The sequence below is a fragment of the Streptomyces hypolithicus genome (assembly GCF_052934925.1).
The window spans coordinates 5,351,653-5,369,534 of the sequence record NZ_CM128811.1; the positions used below are offsets into that span (position 1 = coordinate 5,351,653).

The 17,882-nt window shown below is 72.2% G+C and carries 17 protein-coding genes, 6 tRNA genes and 1 pseudogene; 14 read left to right on the forward strand and 10 right to left on the reverse strand.

Translation table 11 applies throughout. The annotated features are described in order from the left end of the window. Positions 1–262 precede the first annotated feature (262 nt). Positions 263–1,540, forward strand: coding sequence for a uroporphyrinogen-III C-methyltransferase (gene cobA, locus ACU6WZ_RS25190; protein ID WP_447030483.1), 1,278 nt, complete (start codon positions 263–265; stop codon positions 1,538–1,540). A 54-nt stretch (positions 1,541–1,594) separates the two neighbouring features. Beyond that, entirely contained in the window at positions 1,595–2,413 is an 819-nt protein-coding gene (locus tag ACU6WZ_RS25195; protein WP_447030484.1) for a TrmH family RNA methyltransferase, read from the forward strand. 19 nt (positions 2,414–2,432) lie between these two features. Here ACU6WZ_RS25195 and ACU6WZ_RS25200 read toward each other — a convergent pair whose 3' ends face one another. After that, positions 2,433–3,749, reverse strand: a complete 1,317-nt coding sequence (locus ACU6WZ_RS25200) for a serine/threonine-protein kinase (RefSeq protein WP_447030485.1) — start codon at positions 3,747–3,749, stop codon at positions 2,433–2,435. A gap of 222 nt (positions 3,750–3,971) precedes the next feature. On the opposite strand from ACU6WZ_RS25200, the pseudogene ACU6WZ_RS25205 reads away from it, so the two are divergent. The 4 genes and pseudogenes from ACU6WZ_RS25205 to ACU6WZ_RS25220 all read left to right on the forward strand — a co-directional run. Next, positions 3,972–4,274: pseudogene (locus tag ACU6WZ_RS25205) on the forward strand (DUF8836 family protein); the annotation flags it as partial. A 195-nt stretch (positions 4,275–4,469) separates the two neighbouring features. Beyond that, positions 4,470–4,676, forward strand: a complete 207-nt coding sequence (locus ACU6WZ_RS25210) for a hypothetical protein (protein WP_447030486.1) — start codon at positions 4,470–4,472, stop codon at positions 4,674–4,676. Between the two features lie 449 nt (positions 4,677–5,125). Further along, positions 5,126–6,028, forward strand: a complete 903-nt coding sequence (locus tag ACU6WZ_RS25215) for a phosphotransferase (RefSeq protein ID WP_447030487.1) — start codon at positions 5,126–5,128, stop codon at positions 6,026–6,028. A 69-nt stretch (positions 6,029–6,097) separates the two neighbouring features. Continuing rightward, positions 6,098–6,385 (forward strand): TFIIB-type zinc ribbon-containing protein, encoded by a 288-nt coding sequence (locus ACU6WZ_RS25220; RefSeq protein ID WP_447030488.1) that lies wholly within the window; start codon positions 6,098–6,100, stop codon positions 6,383–6,385. 66 nt (positions 6,386–6,451) lie between these two features. On the opposite strand, the gene ACU6WZ_RS25225 is transcribed toward ACU6WZ_RS25220, so the two are convergent. The 5 genes from ACU6WZ_RS25225 to ACU6WZ_RS25245 all read right to left on the reverse strand — a co-directional run bounded on the left by ACU6WZ_RS25225 (position 6,452) and on the right by ACU6WZ_RS25245 (position 6,948). Next, positions 6,452–6,526: transfer RNA gene (locus ACU6WZ_RS25225), tRNA-Val, on the reverse strand. A 53-nt stretch (positions 6,527–6,579) separates the two neighbouring features. Next, positions 6,580–6,651 (reverse strand) — tRNA-Val (locus tag ACU6WZ_RS25230). A gap of 38 nt (positions 6,652–6,689) precedes the next feature. Next, positions 6,690–6,761, reverse strand: a tRNA-Val gene (locus ACU6WZ_RS25235). 1 nt (position 6,762) lies between these two features. Beyond that, positions 6,763–6,836 (reverse strand) — tRNA-Cys (locus ACU6WZ_RS25240). A gap of 39 nt (positions 6,837–6,875) precedes the next feature. Next, a tRNA-Gly gene (locus tag ACU6WZ_RS25245) sits at positions 6,876–6,948 on the reverse strand. 144 nt (positions 6,949–7,092) lie between these two features. Between ACU6WZ_RS25245 and ACU6WZ_RS25250 the strand changes: the two genes are divergently transcribed. From ACU6WZ_RS25250 to ACU6WZ_RS25265, 4 genes are all read left to right on the forward strand, one after another. Continuing rightward, positions 7,093–8,151, forward strand: a complete 1,059-nt coding sequence (locus tag ACU6WZ_RS25250; protein ID WP_447030489.1) for a chorismate-binding protein — start codon at positions 7,093–7,095, stop codon at positions 8,149–8,151. Then, positions 8,148–8,975, forward strand: a complete 828-nt coding sequence (locus tag ACU6WZ_RS25255; protein WP_447030490.1) for an aminotransferase class IV — start codon at positions 8,148–8,150, stop codon at positions 8,973–8,975. Before ACU6WZ_RS25250 ends, ACU6WZ_RS25255 begins: the two co-directional genes overlap by 4 nt. A gap of 213 nt (positions 8,976–9,188) precedes the next feature. Then, complete coding sequence (locus tag ACU6WZ_RS25260) at positions 9,189–10,646, forward strand: NF041680 family putative transposase (protein ID WP_447030491.1); 1,458 nt, start codon at positions 9,189–9,191, stop codon at positions 10,644–10,646. Between the two features lie 337 nt (positions 10,647–10,983). Next, the gene (locus ACU6WZ_RS25265; RefSeq protein ID WP_447030492.1) at positions 10,984–11,850 is read left to right on the forward strand and encodes a GNAT family N-acetyltransferase; all 867 of its coding nucleotides are present in this window, start codon (positions 10,984–10,986) and stop codon (positions 11,848–11,850) included. A 26-nt stretch (positions 11,851–11,876) separates the two neighbouring features. Here ACU6WZ_RS25265 and ACU6WZ_RS25270 read toward each other — a convergent pair whose 3' ends face one another. Continuing rightward, positions 11,877–12,383 carry a DsbA family protein gene (locus ACU6WZ_RS25270; protein ID WP_447030493.1) on the reverse strand — a complete coding sequence of 169 codons (507 nt, stop codon included), beginning with the start codon at positions 12,381–12,383 and terminating at the stop codon, positions 11,877–11,879. Positions 12,384–12,549: 166 nt separating this feature from the next. Between ACU6WZ_RS25270 and ACU6WZ_RS25275 the strand changes: the two genes are divergently transcribed. Further along, complete coding sequence (locus ACU6WZ_RS25275; RefSeq protein WP_447030494.1) at positions 12,550–13,023, forward strand: hypothetical protein; 474 nt, start codon at positions 12,550–12,552, stop codon at positions 13,021–13,023. 156 nt (positions 13,024–13,179) lie between these two features. Continuing rightward, positions 13,180–13,332 carry a hypothetical protein gene (locus ACU6WZ_RS25280; protein WP_447030495.1) on the forward strand — a complete coding sequence of 51 codons (153 nt, stop codon included), beginning with the start codon at positions 13,180–13,182 and terminating at the stop codon, positions 13,330–13,332. Positions 13,333–13,335: 3 nt separating this feature from the next. Here the strand turns inward: ACU6WZ_RS25280 and ACU6WZ_RS25285 are convergent, their stop codons facing one another. Then, the gene (locus ACU6WZ_RS25285; protein WP_447030496.1) at positions 13,336–13,923 is read right to left on the reverse strand and encodes a CGNR zinc finger domain-containing protein; all 588 of its coding nucleotides are present in this window, start codon (positions 13,921–13,923) and stop codon (positions 13,336–13,338) included. Positions 13,924–14,112: 189 nt separating this feature from the next. Beyond that, on the reverse strand, positions 14,113–14,526 hold the full coding sequence (locus ACU6WZ_RS25290; RefSeq protein ID WP_003959770.1) for an SsgA family sporulation/cell division regulator: 414 nt from the start codon (positions 14,524–14,526) through the stop codon (positions 14,113–14,115). Positions 14,527–14,717: 191 nt separating this feature from the next. On the opposite strand from ACU6WZ_RS25290, the gene ACU6WZ_RS25295 reads away from it, so the two are divergent. Continuing rightward, a complete protein-coding gene (locus ACU6WZ_RS25295; RefSeq protein ID WP_447030497.1) occupies positions 14,718–15,173 on the forward strand; it encodes a TIGR02611 family protein in 456 nt (151 codons plus the stop codon). Positions 15,174–15,227: 54 nt separating this feature from the next. Continuing rightward, a tRNA-Val gene (locus ACU6WZ_RS25300) sits at positions 15,228–15,299 on the forward strand. Between the two features lie 66 nt (positions 15,300–15,365). Here ACU6WZ_RS25300 and ACU6WZ_RS25305 read toward each other — a convergent pair. Continuing rightward, the gene (locus ACU6WZ_RS25305; protein ID WP_447030498.1) at positions 15,366–17,816 is read right to left on the reverse strand and encodes an SCO7613 C-terminal domain-containing membrane protein; all 2,451 of its coding nucleotides are present in this window, start codon (positions 17,814–17,816) and stop codon (positions 15,366–15,368) included. Positions 17,817–17,882 lie beyond the last annotated feature (66 nt).

The window sequence follows — 17,882 nt, forward strand, 5'->3', positions numbered from 1 at the left end:
CCGAAGCCCCCGCCCTTCGCGGCCACCCGTCCCAGCCGCCGACGACCCCGCCGCCGGGGGCGCCCCCGGCGGCGGCACCGCCCCCGAAGTGCCGCCTTCGCGGCCGCCCGTCCAGCCGCCGGCGACCGCGCCGCAGGCGCCCCACCCCCACCCGCACCACCCCGCCCCGTAAGGTAACCGCAGGGGTCGCGCACACCGCCCCACCAGCGCCGCTCCACCGCCGCAGCGGCCCGCCCCCGCCCCGCCCGAGGAGCCGCACGTCATGACCGCGCACGCCGCCGCAGGCGACCCGCACGCCGCCGCAGGCGACCCGCACCCCGCCTACCCCGTCGGACTCCGCCTCGCCGGGCGCCAAGTCGTCGTCATCGGAGGCGGCCAGGTCGCACAGCGCCGCCTCCCCGCGCTCATCGCGACCGGCGCCGACATCGTCCTCGTCTCGCCCTCCGCCACGCCCTCCGTCGAGGCCATGGCTGAGGCGGGCGAGATCCGCTGGGAGCGCCGCCCGTACGCCGAAGGGGACCTGGCCGACGCCTGGTACGCCCTGATCGCGTCCACCGACTCCGCCGCCAACAACGCAGCGTCCGCCGAAGCCGAACGTAACCGCACCTGGTGCGTACGCTCCGACGACGCCGAGGCCGCCACCGCCTGGACCCCCGCCACCGGCCGCTCCGAGGGCGTGACCGTGGCGGTCCTCACCGGCCGTGACCCGCGCCGCTCGGCCGCCGTGCGCGACGCCATCGTCGAGGGCCTGCGCGACGGCACGCTCGTGGCCCCCCACCACCGCACCCGCACCCCCGGCGTAGCCCTCGTCGGCGGCGGCCCCGGCGACCCGGACCTGATCACGGTCCGCGGTCGGCGTCTCCTCGCCGAGGCCGACGTCGTCATCGCAGACCGCCTCGGCCCGCGCGACCTGCTGGACGAGCTGCCGCCGCACGTCGAGGTGATCGATGCCGCGAAGATCCCGTACGGCCGCTACATGGCGCAGGAGGCCATCAACAACGCGCTCATCGAGCACGCCAAAGCAGGCAAGAGCGTCGTACGTCTCAAGGGCGGCGACCCCTTCGTCTTCGGCCGCGGCATGGAGGAGGCCCAGGCACTCGCCGCGGCCGGCATCCCCTGCACCGTCGTACCCGGAATCTCCAGCTCCATCAGCGTCCCGGGAGCGGCCGGAATCCCCGTCACCCACCGGGGCGTCGCGCACGAGTTCACGGTGATCAGCGGCCACGTCGCCCCCGAGGACCCGCGCTCGCTCGTCGACTGGAAGGCCGTCGCGGGCCTGCGCGGAACGCTCGTACTCCTGATGGCAGTCGAACGGATAGGCGCGATCGCCGACGCCCTCACCACGTACGGCCGCGCCCCCGAAACCCCCGTGGCGGTAGTCCAGGAGGGCACGATGGCTTCCCAGCGCCGCATCGACGCGACGCTGGCGACGATCGCGCAGAAGGTCAGGCAGGAGGACGTACGCCCGCCGGCCGTCATCGTCATCGGCGAAGTCGTCCGGGTGACACCGGCAGGCACCGCCCCCGCGACCGACCAGTAACGCCACCCCCACCACCCCCACCACCCCCACCACCCCGACAAGGCAGTAGCACCTGTGGCCGAACTCATCACCATTGACGATCCCGACGACCCGCGCCTTCACGACTACACGGGCCTCACCGACGTCGAACTCCGCCGCAGGCGCGAGCCCGCCGAGGGCCTGTTCATCGCCGAGGGCGAGAAGGTCATCAGACGCGCCCAGCAGGCCGGGTACGCGATGCGCTCGATGCTGCTCTCCGCCAAGTGGGTCGACGTCATGCGCGACGTCATCGACGAGGTCCCGGCTCCGGTGTACGCCGTGACCCCGGACCTCGCCGAACGCGTCACCGGCTACCACGTGCACCGGGGCGCCCTCGCCTCCATGCAGCGCAAACCGCTCCCGGCCCCCGCCGCCCTCCTCGCCACCGCCCGCCGCGTCGCGATCATGGAGGCCGTCAACGACCACACCAACATCGGCGCCATCTTCCGCAGCGGCGCCGCGCTCGGCATGGACGCCGTGCTGCTCTCGCCGGACTGTGCCGACCCGCTCTACCGCAGGTCCGTGAAGGTTTCCATGGGGGCCGTCTTCTCGGTGCCGTACGCCCGCCTGGAATCCTGGCCCGCGGACCTGGAGCCAGTACGGGAGGCGGGCTTTCGCCTGCTGGCGCTCACCCCGGACGCGAAGGCCTCGGTGATCGACGACGTGGCCCCGCACCGCCTGGACCGCGTGGCACTGATGCTCGGGGCCGAGGGCGAAGGGCTGTCCCGGCGGGCGCTGGCCGCCGCCGACGAGTGGGTACGTATCCCGATGGCTCACGGCGTGGACTCGCTGAACGTCGGCGCCGCGGCCGCGGTCGCCTTCTACGCGGTGACGGCGGGCCGTCCGCAGCCCTGAAGCCCGAGGCCCCGGGCCCTCAGACCGCCCGGGTGTGGCCCGGCTCCGCCTGCGGGGCCGGCGGTGCGCCGTCGAGGTGTACGCCGAGGCTCCTGGCGGGCCCCTGACACCCCTGGGCCGCCGCGATTCCCAGCGCCACCAGCAGCGTCACCACGACGAAGACGACGAGTCGCTGCCGCAGCAGACGCGGATTCGCCGGACGCCGCCCCGCCGACGTCGAACGCGCTCCAGGCCTGGACGCCTGCTGCCGCCCGTTCGTACGTCCCCTCGATGGGGGCGAGCTGCGTCCGGCCGTCTGGCGTGAACCTGTCCGCGGCGACGAGCCGTGCGGAGACGACGAGCCGTGCGGAGACACGGTGTGCGAGGACGAGGCGCGCGCACTCCGGTCGCGCGGCGCGGGCGTGCCCGCCGCACCGCCCCGCTGGGTGACCTCCTCGGCGTACCCCTCCCCGAACCGCCCGCTCGGCCGGTCCTGCTCGCCGCGCTGCGCCGGCGGCCTGGCCTCCCCGACGCCCTGCGACTCCCGGGCCGCGATCTCCTTGAGCCGCATGGACAGCTGGAGCGTGCTGGGACGGTCCTCCGGGTCCTTGGCGAGACAGGCCCGGACCAGGGGCGCGAGAGCGTCGGGCACGCCGTACAACTGCGGCTCCTCGTGCACCACCCGGTACAGCATCACTTCGGAACTGCCTTGCCCGAAGGGGGAGTCGGCGGTCGCCGCGTACGCGAGGGTGGCGCCCAGCGCGAAGACGTCCGTGGCCGGCGTCACCGCCGCGCCGCGCACCTGCTCCGGCGCCAGGAAGCCGGGGGAGCCCACCGCCGTACCGACATGAGTGAGCGTGCTCGCTCCGGTCGCCCATGCGATGCCGAAGTCGATGATGCGCGGCCCCTTCGGCGACAGCAGGATGTTCGACGGCTTGAGGTCACGGTGGACTACCCCGGCCTCGTGCACGGCGACGAGACCCTCCGACAGCGCCGCGCCGACCGAGGCGACCTCGGCGGCCGACAGCGGCCCCTCGTCGGCGACCCGGTCGTGCAGCGAGGGACCCGGCACGTACTGGGTCGCGAACCATGGCCGGTCGGCTTCGAGATCGGCCGCCACCAGCCGCGCCGTGCATCCGCCGCGGATCCGCCGGGCCGCGGACACCTCGCGCGCGAAACGCAGTCTGAACTCCTGGTCCTCCGCCAGATCCGGCCGGATCACCTTCAGCGCGACGCGCTGACCGCGCCGGTCGGAGCCCAGGTAGACGACTCCCATGCCGCCCGCCCCGAGCCGCCGGTGAAGCTTGAACGAGCCGACGACACGCGGGTCCTCGCGCCGGAGCCGCACCATCGCCATGTCCGTCCCCTACCTCTGGTGGAGCCTCCCCCACCCCGCTGCTGACCGGTCCAGTCGACCCCGCACAGCTTACGTATCCGCGGCCCGGTGTGCTCATAGGCCGCGCCCTCGCGAACCGATCGATTGTCAGTGCCGGATGGGAGACTTGAGGAGTGGTCAGGGGGCGGCCGATCCGCCGCTCCCGGCCCGTGCGAGATCTCAAAGGTCCGTCGCAGAAGGGAAATTGGATCAACGAAGGGCGCTCGCGTGGAGACGGTGCTCAACGCGGGAGACACGACCCGTACGTACGAAGTGGTGGCCACCGGGGCAGGCCGTCGGGTGGAGACATCGGTCCGCAGGGGGGTGGTGGAAGTGAGCGAAGTCACCCCTCCCCATCGTCTGCAGGGCGTGCGAGGCGCCCCCTCCGGTACGGAGGTGCGCACAGCCAGGTTCAGGGCGAGCCGGGTCCTCGCCCTGGCCGAACAGCCGGTCTCCGGGGAGGACGTGTTTGAACACCAGGAGCGTCCCCTCCGGGAAGACCCCAAGGCAGAGGGCGCCCTCTCCACCCTGGGGAGTACGCCGGGGGTTGGCCGCTCATCCTCCGGGAGGCCCGCCAATCGGTACGCGGGCATGACGCCCGGGCCCTGACCCGCCCCTAATGTTGAGGTCAAGCGGCGGGTGAAGCACTCGTCCCCCGAGGTCAGACACCCGCCGCTGCCCATTCATGACAGGAGAGGGACCATGGCGGACACGGCATCGCGGACGATGATCCGCACGCACGGACGCAGGGCATTCACCTCGTTCGGCAGCCGCCCGTCAGGCACGCGTCACCCCTTGGTGGCGACGGCCATGGTCCTTCCCCTCGCGGCGCTGCTCGTTGTCCTCTTCGGAGGATGGGAAGCAGTGGTCACCCAGGCGTCGTCCGTGGGCGTGATGTTCGGGCGCTGAGCGGCGCCCGGGGGCCGGTAGAGCGGACCGGCCCAGGACATCCGGCCATTTCAAGACCCCGTGGGGACGGGGGTGCGGCGGACGGCTGCGTTTGCCCGGACAGCTGGGGAGCTGTCCGGGCAACGCGTTTTCCGGCTCCGCCGCGGCCGGCCGGCGTGAACTGCGGGCTGGGCCCGCGCGGGTGGTGCCCTCAATGGCGGCTGGAAAATAGACGCCCCCGGACCAGGCCCCCCGCCCCGACCCCACCCGCGTAGGCTCCTGCGATACGCACCGCACGTACCGCGCCGCACGCGCTCAGCACCCCGGGGGACCCCCTGTCCACACCCACCGCGCACGCCCTCAGCGCCGCAGCGCACGCCCACGCCGCCACCGCCCCATCCCTCCGTATCCGCACCGCACCGACCTGCCCGTGCGGCCGCCCCGACGTCCTCGCGGACCGTCCCGACGGCATGGTCGTACGTCACGGCGACGTCGTGGCCAAGTCCCACGCCCCCGACACGGACGCCGTCGCCCTCACCGCCCGCGTCGCCGCCGCCGCGCACCCGCTCCTCGCCGGCGTACTCCTGCCGCCCCTGCCCGTCGTCCCCACGGCAGCCAGGAACCCATGGACCGCGGAGCTGCACGGCCGGCCCCTCACTCTGTGGCCCTACGGAACTCCCGTCGACCCACGGGACCCGGACTCCGCCCCATGGGAGGACGCGGCGACCCTCCTCGCCACCCTGCACACGGTCGCCCCCGGGGACCTCGGGGCCGCGCTCCCGGCCCCGCTTCCCCCGATGCGCGGTCCTGCGAAGGCCGCCCGTGCCGTAGCCCGCATGCGAGCAGCGCATCCGCACCCCGCCGGCGCCAGCGCCACCGCCACCGTGCTCCGCGCCTGGGCCGGACTCCCGCCCTGGGCCCGCGACGAGGCCCCGCTCCACCCGTCCCGCACCGCCGCCCTCTGCCACGGCGACCTCCACCTCGGCCAGCTCGTCCGCCGCCCCACCCCCGAGGCCCCCCAGGGCCGCTGGCTACTGATCGACGTGGACGACCTGGGCATCGGCGAGCCCGCGTGGGACCTCGCCCGTCCCGCCGCCTGGTACGCCGCCGGCCTCCTGGCACCCGCGATCTGGGACCGCTTCCTCGGCTCGTACCGCGCCGCGAAAGGCACGGCCGTACCCCCGGACGGCCACGACCCCTGGCCGCAACTCGACGTACCCGCCCGCGCCCTGACCGTGCAGACCGCCGCCCTCGCGCTCGCCAAGTCCGCGGCGGAGAACCGGCCGCTGGACGAGGTGGAGGAGATGATGATCGAGGCGTGTGCCCGAATTGCCTCCCTACCAGCCGAGTTGATACCGGAAGGCACGCCGTAGGGTGAACGGACCGTCGCCGGGCATGCATTCCGGCGACGTTGCCACCGACGGCGAGGAGTTGAGCCGACCATGCAGTGCCCCAAGTGCCACGCACCCATGCACATGTACAACCGCAATGGTGTCCAGATCGAGCAGTGCAGCGGTTGCCGCGGCATATTCCTCGACTACGGCGAACTCGAATCGCTGACCCGCCTCGAATCGCAGTGGACCCAGCAGGCGCCGCCCGCGCCGCCGGCCCCCCAGGCCTACCCTTCCGCCCCCGCCCCCGCCTGGGGAGCCCCCCAGCACGGCCACCACGGCGGCCATCACGGTCACCACCGCCAGAAGGGCTTCGGCCGGATGCTCTTCTCGTCCTGACCGGTCACGCCCGGCCCGGCCGGGAACGAAGAAGCCCCCGGCCGATCCCGGCCGGGGGCTTCTTGCTGGTGCGCGATACTGGGATTGAACCAGTGACCTCTTCCGTGTCAGGGAAGCGCTCTCCCGCTGAGCTAATCGCGCGGGACCTGTTGCGGTGTGGTGCTGTACCAGCGTGCGGTGTACAGCGAACTGCGTGCGCGATACTGGGATTGAACCAGTGACCTCTTCCGTGTCAGGGAAGCGCTCTCCCGCTGAGCTAATCGCGCGGGACGGACACCCCTGTCGCGAACGACCGGGGATCCAGTGGACGATACTGGGATTGAACCAGTGACCTCTTCCGTGTCAGGGAAGCGCTCTCCCGCTGAGCTAATCGTCCTTGGAGGTGGAGACGGGATTTGAACCCGTGTAGACGGCTTTGCAGGCCGTTGCCTCGCCTCTCGGCCACTCCACCAGGAGTGAATACAGGGGTTCGGGAAGATCCCCCACACCGAGCGGACGACGAGATTCGAACTCGCGACCCTCACCTTGGCAAGGTGATGCTCTACCAACTGAGCCACGTCCGCTTGTCTTACCGATGCGTTTCCGCGCCCCGGCGACGTGTTGAACTCTAGCGGATACCGGGGCCAGTACAAAAACGCGTTTGTGCAGGATGCCGCGCTGTGTTCGCCCCGGCGCAGGTCATCGCGGTCCGCTCTACACTCGGGGCCGTGCACGCTCCTCCCCCTCTGGCCCGCTTCGGCGGCCTCGTCGCCTCCGACCTGCGCGATGTGACCAGCGATCCCGCCGCGCTCGACTCCGGCGGGTTCTGGGCCGTCGCGGCGGACTTCGAGGGCCGCTTGGTCTGCGCCCGCTTCGGCGATGTGCGCGAGGAACCGGTGCCGGCGCCCTCGCCCGGTGCGTGGCGCGGCCCGGCCGCCGGTGACTGGGTGTCGTCGATGGACCGCGCCGCGTACGCGGCCGGTGTGCGCCGCATCCGGGCGTACATCGCGGGCGGCGAGGTCTACCAGGCCAACCTCTGCCGCGTCCTGACCGCTCCGCTGCCCGACCCGGCGGGCGCCGACGTCGACGCGCTCACCGCGCTGCTCGCACGGGGCAACCCGGCGCCGTACGCGGGCACGATCCGGTTGCCGGCGCACGGGGTGGAGATCGCCACCGCGTCCCCCGAGCTCTACCTGCGCCGGGACGGCCGGACCGTCGAGTCGGGGCCGATCAAGGGCACCGGACGCACGGCGCGCGACCTGCTCGACAAGGACCACGCCGAGAACGTGATGATCGTGGACCTGGTCCGCAACGATCTGGGCCGGGTCGCCTCCACCGGATCCGTCACCGTGCCGGAACTCTGCGCGGTCGAGCCGCACCCCGGCCTCGTCCACCTCGTCTCCACCGTCCGAGCCGAACTCGCCCCCGGCGTCGGATGGGGCCGCCTGCTGTCCGCGACGTTCCCGCCCGGTTCGGTGACGGGCGCCCCCAAGAGCAGCGCCCTCAAGATCATCAAGTCGCTGGAAACCGTGCCCCGGGGCCCGTACTGCGGAGGCATCGGCTGGGTCGACGCCGACCGGGGGACCGGCGAGCTGGCCGTAGGCATACGGACCTTCTGGATCGACCGCACGGCCCCCGCCGGCCCCGTCCTGCGGTTCGGCACGGGCGCCGGCATCACCTGGGGCTCCGATCCCGAGCGCGAATGGGACGAGACTGAACTGAAGGCGGCCAGACTGCTTGCGGTAGCGTCGGGCACGTACCGGGCAACGGGAAGGACCGCGTCATGAAGCTTTGGGTCGACGGCGGGCTGCAGGACGCGGCCACGGCCAGGGTGTCGGTGTTCGATCACGGTCTGACCGTGGGGGACGGCATTTTCGAGACGGTGAAGGTCACCGGGGGGCGGACCTTCGCCCTCACCCGGCACCTGGAGCGGCTCGCCCGCTCGGCCCGCGGGCTCGGCCTGCCCGAACCCGACCTCGACGAGGTGCGCCGGGCCTGCGCCGCCGTGGTGGAAGCCAACCCGCTCCCCACCGCACTGGGACGGCTGCGGCTGACGTACACCGGTGGCCTCTCCCCGCTCGGCTCCGAACGCGGGGACACCGGTCCCGCCCTCGTCGTCGCGCTCGGCGAGGCACACCGTCGTCCCGACAGCACCGCGGTGATCACCGTCCCGTGGACCCGCAACGAGCGTGGCGCGCTCACCGGCCTCAAGACCACGTCGTACGCCGAGAACGTCGTGGCGCTCGCCCGCGCCCACGAACAGCGCGCCTCCGAGGCGCTGTTCGCCAACACCGTCGGGCAACTCTGCGAAGGCACCGGGTCCAACGTCTTCGTCGTCGTCGAAGGACAGCTCCTCACCCCGCCCGTCTCCTCCGGCTGTCTGGCGGGCATCACCCGCGCCCTCGTCGTCGAATGGGCGGGCGCCCGGGAGGCCGATCTGCCGCTAGAAGTCCTGGAGCGCGCCGACGAGGTCTTCCTGACGTCCTCACTGCGCGATGTGCAGGCCGTACACCGTGTCGACGGGCGCCAACTGGCCGGTGCGCCGGGGCCGGTGACCGCCAAGGCGATGCGTGTGTTCAACGAGCGGGCCGCGTCGGACCTGGACCCGTAACGGCCTGGTGCGCGATAGGGGACGGGCCCGCGACGCCGGCTACGGCACCTCGCCGCGTTGGCGAAACTCCCTAGCTTGATCTTTAACCTCGTAGGTCGAACGGCTCCTCGTACTTGATTACTCGGATTGGCAACGGCCGTACGTGGGGGCGGCCTTCGGCTGAGCATGTGATCCGACCAAGGAACACACAAGCTCAGCACGAAGGCCGTGGGGATGAGTCTGTTGCATCACGCTGTCCGTCAGGATCCGTTTGCGGAACTGTCACGCTTCCGGGGTGCGTTCTACTCCTGTCTGGCGAGGCGTGCGGATGCGTTGTTCGAGCTGGCGGATGCGGTGTTGTGTGCGGATGGTCCGGTCCGGTCGTTGGTGGAGCTGTCGCTGGTGGGTGAACACCGTCGCGGGCACGGTGGGCTCTACGACGCGCTGGCCGCGGGGCGGGTCGATGTGGCCCGGCTGCGGTGGGCCCTGGCCGCGGTGCCATTGCCGCGGGCGGCTGACGGCCGGCTGGTCCTGGCTGCCGATATCACCTGCTGGCTGCGGCCCAGTGCGCACACCTCACCGCAGCGGATCCTGTGCCACACCTACGGACGGGGCAAGGACCAGCACATTCCGGTTCCCGGCTGGCCGTACTCGGTGATCTGCGCGCTGGAAACGGGCCGCAGTTCGTGGACCGCACCGCTGGACGCGCTGCGTCTGGCTCCCGGAGACGATGCCGCGACCGTCACGGCCGGGCAGATGCGCGAGCTGATCGAGCGGCTGATCACCGCAGGGCAGTGGAAACAAGGCGACCCGGAGATCCTGATCGTGGTGGATGCCGGATACGACGTGCCCCGCCTGGCCTTCCTGCTGAAGGATCTGCCGGTGCAGGTGCTGGGCCGGATGCGCTCGGACCGCGTCCTGCGCCGGGCTGCCCCGCCCCGCGAGCCCGGCGTCCGGGGCCGCCCGCCCCGCCACGGAGGCGAGTTCGTCTTCGGGGACCCGGCCACCTGGAACACCCCGGACGCGCACACGGTGACCGAGACCCGCCTCTACGGCACCGCAGTCGCCCGCGCCTGGGACCGGCTCCACCCAAGGCTGACTCACCGCTCGGCCTGGACTGCCCAGTTGGGCTCCCTCCCGATGATCGAGGGCACCGTGATCCGTCTGCAGGTCGACCACCTGCCCAGCGGCGCGACCCCGAAGCCCGTCTGGCTGTGGTGGTCGGGCACCGACGCAACCACAACCGACGTCGACATGCTGTGGCAGGCATTCCTGCGGCGCTTCGACATCGAGCACACCTTCCGCCTGTTCAAGCAGACGCTGGGCTGGACCTGCCCCAAGATCCGCACCCCGGAGGCGGCAGACCGCTGGACCTGGCTGATCCTCGCGGTCTTCACCCAGCTCCGTCTCGCACGCCCGCTGGCAGCCGACCTCCGGCGGCCGTGGGAGAAACCGAGCCCGCCCGACAGGCTCACTCCCGCCCGGGTCCGCCGCGCTTTTCGGCACCTCCGCCCGCAGACTGCCTGTCCGGCCCAGGCACCGAAACCCTCCCGCCCCGGACCGGGACGGCCACCGGGCCGCAAAAACACCCGCCCCACCCCACGCCACGACGTGCACACCGTCCGCAAACCAGGCACAGCGAAACAGAGACAGAAGAAGTCAACGGCCCCACGACCACGCCGCACAGGTTAAAGATCAAGCTAGGGGGTGTCTGACAATTCCCCGCGGCGTCGCGACGCCCGGCACGCACGCTCGCAGCGTTGCCGAAAAGCCCTGGTAGCTCCGCTACGAGGACTGTCCGGCGCCTTGCGATCGCACGCACCGGACGCCGCTCCTTGACCCACGGGGAATTGTCAGACACCCCCTAATAGCTCCGCTATGAGGACGCTCCGCCGCCTTGCGATGCACCGCATCCGACGCCGCGGGCTGATCCGCCCCCTTATCGCGCACCAGGCCGTAAGCGGGGCAGCGGTGAGAGCCTGTCGCATTCCTGATGACGTGCGGCTGTCGGGCGGGTACAACTCCCCTGATGACCACAACCCTGCGGCCCACAGCGCCGCTTCAGCAAGACGCCGACGGCGCGAAGGCGCGGCCCTACGAAGTGTGCGTCAACGGCCGCCCGGTCGGTACGGTCGAACTCGCCACCGACCCCCGGTTCGGGCCCGCCGTTGGACGTATCGCCGCACTGCGCGTCGACGAGGCGGACCGGCGCCGGGGGAGGGCGACGGTCGCAGCGCTCGCCGCCGAGGAGGTGCTGCGCGGCTGGGGATGCGACCGGGTCGCGGTCGCCGTCCCCGCCGGGGCGCCGACCGCGCTGCACCTGGTGACCGCCCTGGGGTACGTCGAACGCAGCCGCAACATGAGCAAACCGCTGCCCGCCGAGGCCCCCGCACTGCCCGACGGAGTCCAAGCCAGGCCGATGAGCGCCCGCGAGTTCGACGCGTGGATCGTCCACACCAAGGCCGGCTACGCACAGTCCCTGACCCGCCGCGGGCTCTCCGAGGAGGCGGCGTGCGCCAAAGCCGAGTCCGACCACGCGGCCGGCCTTCCGGACGGCCTCGCCACGGCGGCCACATACCTGGGCGTCCTGACCCGCGACGCCCGCGAGACCGGCGACACCGGTGACGATGACGTGCTGGGCACCCTCTGGCTGGCCCTCGGAAACCCGATCCCCGGCCGGACGGGCGCCTACGTCTTCGACGTCCAGGTGGCCGAGGCACGCCGGGGGCAGGGCCACGGGCGCTCCCTGCTGCTGCTCGCCGAGCGCGAGGCGCTGGCGGACGGCAGCGCGAACATCGGGCTCAACGTCTTCGCGGACAACACCCCGGCGCTGCGGCTGTACGAGTCACTCGGCTATGAACCGGTGACGTATCACTTCTCCAAGCAGCTGCTCTGACGCCCGTCACCCGTCACCCGTCGCGCTCAGGCCGACAGACGGTCGACGATCTCCTCGATGCGCTCGCGCAGCCCGTCCTGGCTCTTGCCGCCGTCCAGCCGCTCGCCGTCGATGACGTAGGTCGGCGTGCCGGTGACGCCGATCGCCTTGCCCTCGGCCTGGTCGGCGTCGACGATCAGCAGGTGCCGGCCGTCGATGAGGGCGGTGTCGAACTCCTCCGCGTCCAGACCCAGTTCGGCGGCCACCTCCAGCAGCAGGGCCTCGCCCTTCGCCGTCAGGTCCGCGGTCCGGGCGAGGACCGCCTCGATGTAGGGCCAGCCCCTGCCCTGCTCGATCGCCTCCTCGGCCGCCTGTGCGGCCGCGTAGGCGTGCTTGTTCTTGTCGAGGGGGAAGTGCCGCAGTCGTACGTCGAGACGGTCGCCGTAGCGCTCGCGCAGGGCGCGCACGTCGTCCAGCGCCGTATGGCAGTCGGGGCACTGGAGCTCGCACCAGAGGTCGAGGACGACGGGGAGGCCGGGAGAGGAGTCGCTCATGGGTCCAGTCTCCCAGCCCGGGTACGGCTCGCCGACCGGCACCTGGGAAGGAGGCAGCCCCCCGAGATGACCCTGAGGTCGTCCACAGGCGTGGCCCGGACGGTCGCACCCGGTGCAGGATGGAGGGGAACGCACTTTCTGAGGCTTTTCGAGGCTGGAGGACCGGATGCTGGCAGAGACTGTCTGTTCGGCGGTGTCCGCGGCCGGCCTGGGCATCGCCGCCGTCACCGCGTACCGCAAGCGATTCCTGGCTGCGACGCGCATCGCCGCGTACGCGCTGGTGCCCTTCGGCCTGGTCCTGACCGGACTCGTCGAGTGGGTTGCGGGCATCGCCTTCAAACCGGACGTCTGGGCGGGCTTCGCGCTGCTCGCGCTCTCCTGGCTGCTCTTCATGACGACCAGGACGGTGGAACGCCGACGCGGCGGCACCCGCGAGGAGCGCAAGGCGGCGAAGGCGGCCGCTCGCGGCGACGCGCTTGCCCCAGGGGCTTCGGCCCCGGCCCTTGGCGGTACCCGGCAGCCGCCTGCCGCACAGCCGAAGACCCGGTCGGCGGCGCAGCCGAAGGGGCAGTCGAAAGACGCGGGGGCGGGGGAGGACTTCAGCGACATCGAAGCCATTCTGAAGAAGCACGGCCTCTGAATCCGACAGCTCTCCGAAAGCTGACATCTCCTACGTCAGATCCGATGTCGAAGCGATCATCGACTGGCCATTAAAGACCAAGATCCGGCGAACTCGCCGCGCAGGTGGGCGTGTTGGTCACGGGGTCTGGTCCCGCTGGGTCATCATCGCCCCGAGATGCTGGATACATCCCGGGGCGACGCCCCCGCACACACCGAAGAGCCGCGCGGCTGTCTTTTCGCGCTCTCCCAGCCACCCCTGATGATCTTCCTAGGGGTGATCGGCTTCCTGTTGCTGATGGCAGCTGTGCACGATCTCTTTGTGCTCTGACTCTCAGCTGTCGGCAGAGCTGTCGGCGGCTTCTTTGCGCCTCGCGCGGTACGCCGCCACATGCAGCCGGTTGCCGCAGGTGCGGCTGTCGCAGTAGCGGCGGGAGCGGTTGCGCGACAGGTCGACGAAGGCCCGGCGGCAGTCCGGGGCGTCGCAGCGGCGCAGCCGCTCCTGCTCCCCGGAGACGACGAAGAACGCCAGCGCCATCCCGCAGTCCGCCGCGAGGTGGTCGGACACGGACGCGCCCGGCGCGAAGTAGTGCACATGCCAGTCGAAGCCGTCGTGATCGGTCAGCCGCGGTGTGGTGCCGGCCGCGGCGACCAGCTGGTTGATCAGCTCCGCCCCGGTGCGGGGATCGGAGGCCGCGAACACGTCCGCGAAGTGCGCCCGTACGTCGCGTACCGCCTCCAGGTCCCGCGCGCCGAGCTGGTCGCCGACGTCGCTGATGTGATGGAGGCGCACGAAGGCGTACAGCGCCTCGATGTCCGCCAGCCGGTCGCCGTGGTCACTTTCCGGCTCACTCTCCGCCGCGGTGTTCACGAGGTCGACGACGACGTCGAGGGCGCGCCTGGTGTCGTGGGGGATCAGCACGATTCGCTCCCTGGCCTGCTGCGGGCGGGCGCCCGCAGATGCCGGTCGACTTTAGCTGCTCGCGCTGAGCGCACCGGCGCCGTCCCCGCGGTGGATTCCGTGAGGACGGCGCCGGCGTGTGCCGTATGCAGTTGTCCACCCCGCGCCGTCGCCCCGAGTCGGACGGCGATGGGCAGCTCTCGGCCTGGCTCAGCTCTCGGCCAGGATGTGTGAGAGTTCCGTGTCGAGATCGAAGTGACGATGCTCGGTGCCGGGTGGCACCGCGGCGTCCGTCCGCTTCAGGAACGATTCCAGGGCCCGCGCCGGGGCTTCGAGCAGGGCCTCTCCCTCCGGAGAGCTCAGAGCGATACAGACGACGCCCTGGCCGTGGCTGCGGGACGGCCAGACTCGGACGTCGCCGGTGCCGGTGGGCCGGTGCAGGCCCTCGGCGAGAAGGTCGCGGGCGAACACCCACTCGACGGTCTCCTCGGCTCCGGTGTGGAAGGTGGCATGCACGGCGTAAGGATCGGCCGTGTCATACCGCAGGCCCGCGGGTACAGGCAGTGATGACTCGCTCGACACAACGAGGCGCAGGTGCAGCTCGCAGCTGACCGTGGTGTTCATAAGCGCCAGGGCCTTTCGCTCAGTGTGCGCTCGGGGATTCGCACGTCGGCGAAATCGACATGCCACCTACGGTGCCGTTGTAAACCCCTCTGACCTTTTTGTGGCTCTTCAGGTACCTCGTACGGCCGAGTGATGCTTGAAGGTGATACGACCATTCCGGGCGGCACGCTGAATCCGGTAGGTTGGGCCTTATGAATGCGGAGAGTAGCGAGCGGGAAGAGGTCGTCGGACCGGCGGCCGCAAAGCCCGCCACGGGGGGCGTTGCGGAGTCCGATCCTGAGCTGGGCTCACGGGCCCCGGAGGCCATCAAGGCATCGAGGACGCTGCATCTGACCTGGCAGGTCGGCGTTTTCGTCATCGGCCTGGCGGTCGTCGGGGCGGGCGTGGTCATGCTGCCGCTGCCCGGGCCCGGCTGGCTGGTGATCTTCGGTGGCATGGCGATCTGGGCCACCGAATTCGTCTGGGCACAGCTGGTGCTGCGCTGGACCAAACGGAAAGTGACCGAGGCGGCACAGAAAGCACTCGACCCCAAAGTCCGGCGACGCAACATCATTCTCACCACCATCGGTCTGGTGATCATCGCCGTTCTGCTCGCGATCTACGTCTGGAAGTTCGGTCTCGCCATGCCGTGGAACATCGAAGAGTGACCGGTAATCGGTTCGGGGCCGCCGCTGACATGGGGTAATGTGTGCGGAGCGCCGGGGCGATTAGCTCAGTGGGAGAGCGCTTCGTTCACACCGAAGAGGTCACTGGTTCGAACCCAGTATCGCCCACCCGGACCGAAGGCCCGACAGACGAAAGTCTGTCGGGCCTTCGGCGTTGTCGGCGCCTCCGGCTTGTCAGCGCATCCGGCCCAGGGTCTCCCGCAGCCGCCGGGCGTCCCGCAGCCGCTGCTCGTACGTCGCCCCGACGCCGAGCAGGAGCAGGCCGGCGAGGGCCGGCGGCAGCCAGCGGGGGAGTACGCCGACGACCTGGACGACGTACGGCGCCAGCTCGTGCAGGGCGACCAGGGCGAGCGCCGTGGACCCCAGCACCAGGAGCGCCTGGAGGCGGTGCCGCGCGCCGACGAGGGTGACGGCGAGGGCGGCGGCCCCCAGGAGCAGTGGGCGCAGCCAGTGGGAGTCGCCCCAGGCCGCGACGAGGCTCGGCAGGAGCGTGGCCGCCAGCCCGGGACCGTACGCCGTCCAGGACGAGGCCTGCGGGTCGCGGCGGCGCCGCAGCGCGCCGACCAGGAGCGCGCCTGCCGTGACCGGCAGGGTGTACGCCTCCGGGGTGGTCACATCCGAAGCGGCGAGGCGGACCCAGGTGGCGAGCAGGAAGAGCCCCGCCGCCGCGTAGCCGGCCGGGTGCCGCCGGTCGGGCCGCACGGCGGCGCCCGACGCGATGACGCCGCACAGGGCCAGCACCAGCGCCAGGGCCGGGGCGTGGCCCACGGCGAGCCCGATCGCCACAAGTGCCGCGGGTGCCCCCGAAGCCTCCAGAGGCAGAGCGGTGACGTGTCCGCGCAGACGAGCGGCGAGGGCGGTGGCCGCGGCGGGGACGCCGAGTACCACCAGGGCCGTGTGGTGCGCGGGCAGGTGCAGCGCGGCGCCGCAGGCCCCGGCCAGGCCGGTCGCCAGCGCGACGGCCGTCGCAGCGGACGCGGACGGTGTGACGCTGCCCCCGGCGCGGGCGGCGGCCACGGCGAACAGGCCCAGCAGGACCCCGAGGACGGCGAAGGTGGCGCTCCGGGCGGCCAGTGACAGCAGGGCGACGGAGACCGCCGACGTGATCGCGCAGCCCAGCGCGGTGTGGGCGAGCGGCCCGCCCGCAGCCGACCGGGCGCCGACGAGGGCCGGGCGTACCGCGACGGCCAGGGCCGCGGCGGTCACCAGAAGGTACACCGGCAGTGAGAGGACGTAACCGAGGTTCAGCGCGGCCGGCACGGTGTACGCCGCTGCCCAGGCCAGGGCTAGGACCGCGCACGCCGCCGGCGTGCGCCAGCCACGGCCCGGCACCACCCCCGTGCGGCGGGCGGTCGCGATCACCGCGGCCACGGTCAGCAGCACCAGCGGGGCCGGGGCCAGCGCGGACCAGGGGAGTTCCGGGGAGAGCGCCGACCGGACACCGGTGGGGGCGCCGGCCCAGGCGTTGGCCACCCAGGCCAGTGGGCCTGCCAGACAGGCCACGAGCAGCGGCACGGCCCACAGTGCGCCCATGGCGAGCACAGCGGCCGAAGAACCGGCCAGGCCGAGCGCCAGGGGGCCGGGCAGGCCCACCCGTACGACGGCTGCGCGCACGGCGGCGAGCAGAGCGACCGCGCACAGTACGAACACCGGGACCACCCAGGCGCCAGGCACCGCGGGACGCACGACCGAGCCCGCGGCCGCGAGGACGGCGAGAGCGGCCACCGCCGAGGCGGGGACCGCCGCGTACGCCGACGGCGCACGCCAGGCCGCGAACAGGGCGAGGGCGGCGGCGGCCGACAGCAGGGCGGCGGGCGGCAGTGCACCCGCAGGGCTCTGCGCCGTCAGCGCCATCACACCGGCGACCAGCAGCGCCCCGGCGCCCGTCAGGCAGGCCCCCGCACAGGCCGCCGCGCGCAGGGCGCGGCCGGTGGCCCACAGGGTGACGGCGATGTCGAGCGTGGCGGTGGCCAGCAGCGCCCAGGCCGTCGTCAGCGGACCGGCCCCGGCCGCCGCCGACCAGAGCACGAACGGCAGCTGCGCGGCGACCAGTGCGGCGGGCAGCGGGATGCGCAGCGGGCGGAGCCCCAGACCGTACGCCGTCCAGAGCGCCGTCAGTGCGGCCGCGCTGACGGCCGTGTACGCCAGGCCGTCCGTGTCCGGCGCCGCGAACCGGTGCAGGGCGTACGCGTCGAGCACCGTGAGGGCGAGGCCGATGGCGGCCACCGCCTCGGCGGTCGACACGAGCCTGCGGCGCAGCAGGAGGGCGGGCGCGGTCAGCGCCAGGGCGGTCACTGCGGCGAGCACCGCCGAGCGGCCACCGATGCCCAGCTGCCCCCAGCTGACCAGGGTGAAGGCGACGGCGGCGATCGTCAGCAGCGCGCCACCGAGCGTCAGCAGTACGTTCTGGACGCTGCGCGGGGTGGTGTCCTTCGGCGCGTGGAGCGGCGGCGGGCCGAAGGCGCCGGTGGGCGGCGTGAAGGGGCTCCGGGGTGCGGCGGACTGCTGGACGACGGCGAGCAGCCAGGCGCGGCGAGCCAGCAACTGGGCGCGACGGGCTTCGATGTGACGCAGTTCGCGGTCGAGGATCAGCAGTTCCTCGGCGGGCGGTGGCGCATTCTCCATGACTCCGAAGTGTGGCCCCCGCCGCACCGGGGTGCATGGGTGCGGATACTCAGATCCGCGTTGAGT

Bases quoted from the DNA above. Each gene is read 5' to 3' on its own strand.
- cobA (WP_447030483.1), top strand. From the start codon at position 263: ATGACCGCGCACGCCGCCGCAGGCGACCCGCACGCCGCCGCAGGCGAC.
- ACU6WZ_RS25200 (WP_447030485.1), bottom strand. From the start codon at position 3,749: ATGGCGATGGTGCGGCTCCGGCGCGAGGACCCGCGTGTCGTCGGCTCG.
- ACU6WZ_RS25210 (WP_447030486.1), top strand. From the start codon at position 4,470: ATGGCGGACACGGCATCGCGGACGATGATCCGCACGCACGGACGCAGG.
- ACU6WZ_RS25215 (WP_447030487.1), top strand. From the start codon at position 5,126: ATGGTCGTACGTCACGGCGACGTCGTGGCCAAGTCCCACGCCCCCGAC.
- ACU6WZ_RS25220 (WP_447030488.1), top strand. From the start codon at position 6,098: ATGCAGTGCCCCAAGTGCCACGCACCCATGCACATGTACAACCGCAAT.
- ACU6WZ_RS25255 (WP_447030490.1), top strand. From the start codon at position 8,148: ATGAAGCTTTGGGTCGACGGCGGGCTGCAGGACGCGGCCACGGCCAGG.
- ACU6WZ_RS25260 (WP_447030491.1), top strand. From the start codon at position 9,189: ATGAGTCTGTTGCATCACGCTGTCCGTCAGGATCCGTTTGCGGAACTG.
- ACU6WZ_RS25265 (WP_447030492.1), top strand. From the start codon at position 10,984: ATGACCACAACCCTGCGGCCCACAGCGCCGCTTCAGCAAGACGCCGAC.
- ACU6WZ_RS25270 (WP_447030493.1), bottom strand. From the start codon at position 12,383: ATGAGCGACTCCTCTCCCGGCCTCCCCGTCGTCCTCGACCTCTGGTGC.
- ACU6WZ_RS25275 (WP_447030494.1), top strand. From the start codon at position 12,550: ATGCTGGCAGAGACTGTCTGTTCGGCGGTGTCCGCGGCCGGCCTGGGC.
- ACU6WZ_RS25280 (WP_447030495.1), top strand. From the start codon at position 13,180: ATGCTGGATACATCCCGGGGCGACGCCCCCGCACACACCGAAGAGCCG.
- ACU6WZ_RS25290 (WP_003959770.1), bottom strand. From the start codon at position 14,526: ATGAACACCACGGTCAGCTGCGAGCTGCACCTGCGCCTCGTTGTGTCG.
- ACU6WZ_RS25295 (WP_447030497.1), top strand. From the start codon at position 14,718: ATGAATGCGGAGAGTAGCGAGCGGGAAGAGGTCGTCGGACCGGCGGCC.
- ACU6WZ_RS25305 (WP_447030498.1), bottom strand. From the start codon at position 17,816: ATGGAGAATGCGCCACCGCCCGCCGAGGAACTGCTGATCCTCGACCGC.